General features: G+C 50.8%; 1 tRNA gene and 1 rRNA gene. Both read right to left on the bottom strand.

Annotated features, from left to right (window positions below):
- Window positions 1–207: 207 nt before the first annotated feature.
- Window positions 208–3,099, bottom strand: a 23S ribosomal RNA gene (locus tag QK296_RS28810).
- 247 nt (window positions 3,100–3,346) lie between these two features.
- A tRNA-Ala gene (locus QK296_RS28805) sits at window positions 3,347–3,422 on the bottom strand.

Raw genomic sequence — 3,422 nt, 5'->3', positions numbered from 1 at the left:
CTGAGTTCGGGATGGGATCAGGTGGTTCCAATGCTCTATGGTCGTCAAGAAATTCGGGTACTGAGTCGTGGCCAGTTGGCCTCGCTTCAGCAAATTGGGTAGGTGATAGATCGTGGTGTTTTGTGAGCGTCGAACTTTCGGTTCATCTTCGTCTTCACACACCGCAATCTGATGCTCTTTCGAGTAGTCAAATTGCTTGGGTGTTATATGGTCAAGCCTCACGGGCAATTAGTATTGGTTAGCTCAACGCCTCACAGCGCTTACACACCCAACCTATCAACGTCGTAGTCTTCGACGGCCCTTCAGGGAACTCAAGGTTCCAGTGAGATCTCATCTTGAGGCTAGTTTCCCGCTTAGATGCTTTCAGCGGTTATCTATTCCGAACATAGCTACCCGGCAATGCCACTGGCGTGACAACCGGAACACCAGAGGTTCGTCCACTCCGGTCCTCTCGTACTAGGAGCAGCCCCTCTCAAATCTCAAACGTCCACGGCAGATAGGGACCGAACTGTCTCACGACGTTCTAAACCCAGCTCGCGTACCACTTTAAATGGCGAACAGCCATACCCTTGGGACCGGCTTCAGCCCCAGGATGTGATGAGCCGACATCGAGGTGCCAAACACCGCCGTCGATATGAACTCTTGGGCGGTATCAGCCTGTTATCCCCGGAGTACCTTTTATCCGTTGAGCGATGGCCCTTCCATACAGAACCACCGGATCACTAAGACCTACTTTCGTACCTGCTCGACGTGTCTGTCTCGCAGTCAAGCGCGCTTTTGCCTTTATACTCTACGACCGATTTCCGACCGGTCTGAGCGCACCTTCGTACTCCTCCGTTACTCTTTAGGAGGAGACCGCCCCAGTCAAACTACCCACCATACACTGTCCTCGATCCGGATAACGGACCTGAGTTAGAACCTCAAAGTTGCCAGGGTGGTATTTCAAGGTTGGCTCCACGCAGACTGGCGTCCACGCTTCAAAGCCTCCCACCTATCCTACACAAGCAAATTCAAAGTCCAGTGCAAAGCTATAGTAAAGGTTCACGGGGTCTTTCCGTCTAGCCGCGGATACACTGCATCTTCACAGCGATTTCAATTTCACTGAGTCTCGGGTGGAGACAGCGCCGCCATCGTTACGCCATTCGTGCAGGTCGGAACTTACCCGACAAGGAATTTCGCTACCTTAGGACCGTTATAGTTACGGCCGCCGTTTACCGGGGCTTCGATCAAGAGCTTCGCGTTAGCTAACCCCATCAATTAACCTTCCGGCACCGGGCAGGCGTCACACCCTATACGTCCACTTTCGTGTTTGCAGAGTGCTGTGTTTTTAATAAACAGTCGCAGCGGCCTGGTATCTTCGACCGGCATGAGCTTACGGAGCAAGTCCTTCACCCTCACCGGCGCACCTTCTCCCGAAGTTACGGTGCCATTTTGCCTAGTTCCTTCACCCGAGTTCTCTCAAGCGCCTTGGTATTCTCTACCCAACCACCTGTGTCGGTTTGGGGTACGGTTCCTGGTTACCTGAAGCTTAGAAGCTTTTCTTGGAAGCATGGCATCAACCACTTCGTTAACTAAAAGTTAACTCGTCATCAGCTCTCGGCCTTAGAATCCCGGATTTACCTAAGATTCCAGCCTACCACCTTAAACTTGGACAACCAACGCCAAGCTGGCCTAGCCTTCTCCGTCCCTCCATCGCAATAACCAGAAGTACAGGAATATTAACCTGTTTTCCATCGACTACGCTTTTCAGCCTCGCCTTAGGGACCGACTAACCCTGCGTCGATTAACGTTGCGCAGGAAACCTTGGTCTTTCGGCGTGGGTGTTTTTCACACCCATTATCGTTACTCATGTCAGCATTCGCACTTCTGATACCTCCAGCAAGCTTCTCAACTCACCTTCACAGGCTTACAGAACGCTCCTCTACCGCATCACTTACGTGATACCCGTAGCTTCGGTGTATGGTTTGAGCCCCGTTACATCTTCCGCGCAGGCCGACTCGACTAGTGAGCTATTACGCTTTCTTTAAAGGGTGGCTGCTTCTAAGCCAACCTCCTAGCTGTCTAAGCCTTCCCACATCGTTTCCCACTTAACCATAACTTTGGGACCTTAGCTGACGGTCTGGGTTGTTTCCCTTTTCACGACGGACGTTAGCACCCGCCGTGTGTCTCCCATGCTCGGCACTTGTAGGTATTCGGAGTTTGCATCGGTTTGGTAAGTCGGGATGACCCCCTAGCCGAAACAGTGCTCTACCCCCTACAGTGATACATGAGGCGCTACCTAAATAGCTTTCGAGGAGAACCAGCTATCTCCGAGCTTGATTAGCCTTTCACTCCGATCCACAGGTCATCCGCTAACTTTTCAACGGTAGTCGGTTCGGTCCTCCAGTTAGTGTTACCCAACCTTCAACCTGCCCATGGATAGATCGCCCGGTTTCGGGTCTATTCCCAGCGACTAGACGCCCTATTAAGACTCGCTTTCGCTACGCCTCCCCTATTCGGTTAAGCTCGCCACTGAAAATAAGTCGCTGACCCATTATACAAAAGGTACGCAGTCACCCAACAAAGTGGGCTCCCACTGCTTGTACGCATACGGTTTCAGGATCTATTTCACTCCCCTCTCCGGGGTTCTTTTCGCCTTTCCCTCACGGTACTAGTTCACTATCGGTCAGTCAGTAGTATTTAGCCTTGGAGGATGGTCCCCCCATATTCAGACAAAGTTTCTCGTGCTCCGTCCTACTCGATTTCATGACTAAGAGATTTTCGCGTACAGGGCTATCACCCACTATGGCCGCACTTTCCAGAGCGTTCCGCTAATCTCAAAGCCACTTAAGGGCTAGTCCCCGTTCGCTCGCCACTACTAAGGGAATCTCGGTTGATTTCTTTTCCTCAGGGTACTTAGATGTTTCAGTTCCCCTGGTTCGCCTCTTGCACCTATGTATTCAGTACAAGATAACCATCTTATGATGGCTGGGTTCCCCCATTCAGACATCTCCGGATCAAAGTCTGTTTGCCGACTCCCCGAAGCTTTTCGCAGGCTACCACGTCTTTCATCGCCTCTGACTGCCAAGGCATCCACCGTATGCGCTTCTTCACTTGACCATATAACCCCAAGCAATCTGGTTATACTGTGAAGACGACATTCGCCGAAAATTCGAATTTCTCAGTTAAGAGAACTCACAAATTTTACCTTAGCCTGATCCGTTACCAGTGAAAGTAACGTTCAGTCTATCTTTCTATCACATACCCAAATTTTTAAAGAACGAACTAGTCAAAGACTAGAAATCAACATTCACCATCACAACGATGGAATGCTCATTTCTAAGCTTTATACAAACAGAAGCAGTAGTGGTGGAGCCAAACGGGATCGAACCGTTGACCTCCTGCGTGCAAGGCAGGCGCTCTCCCAGCTGAGCTATGGCCCC

This window comes from Pseudomonas sp. AL10 (assembly GCF_029960685.1).
GTDB lineage: Bacteria > Pseudomonadota > Gammaproteobacteria > Pseudomonadales > Pseudomonadaceae > Aquipseudomonas > Aquipseudomonas lactis.
This window is presented reverse-complemented; position numbering and strand designations above follow the sequence as displayed.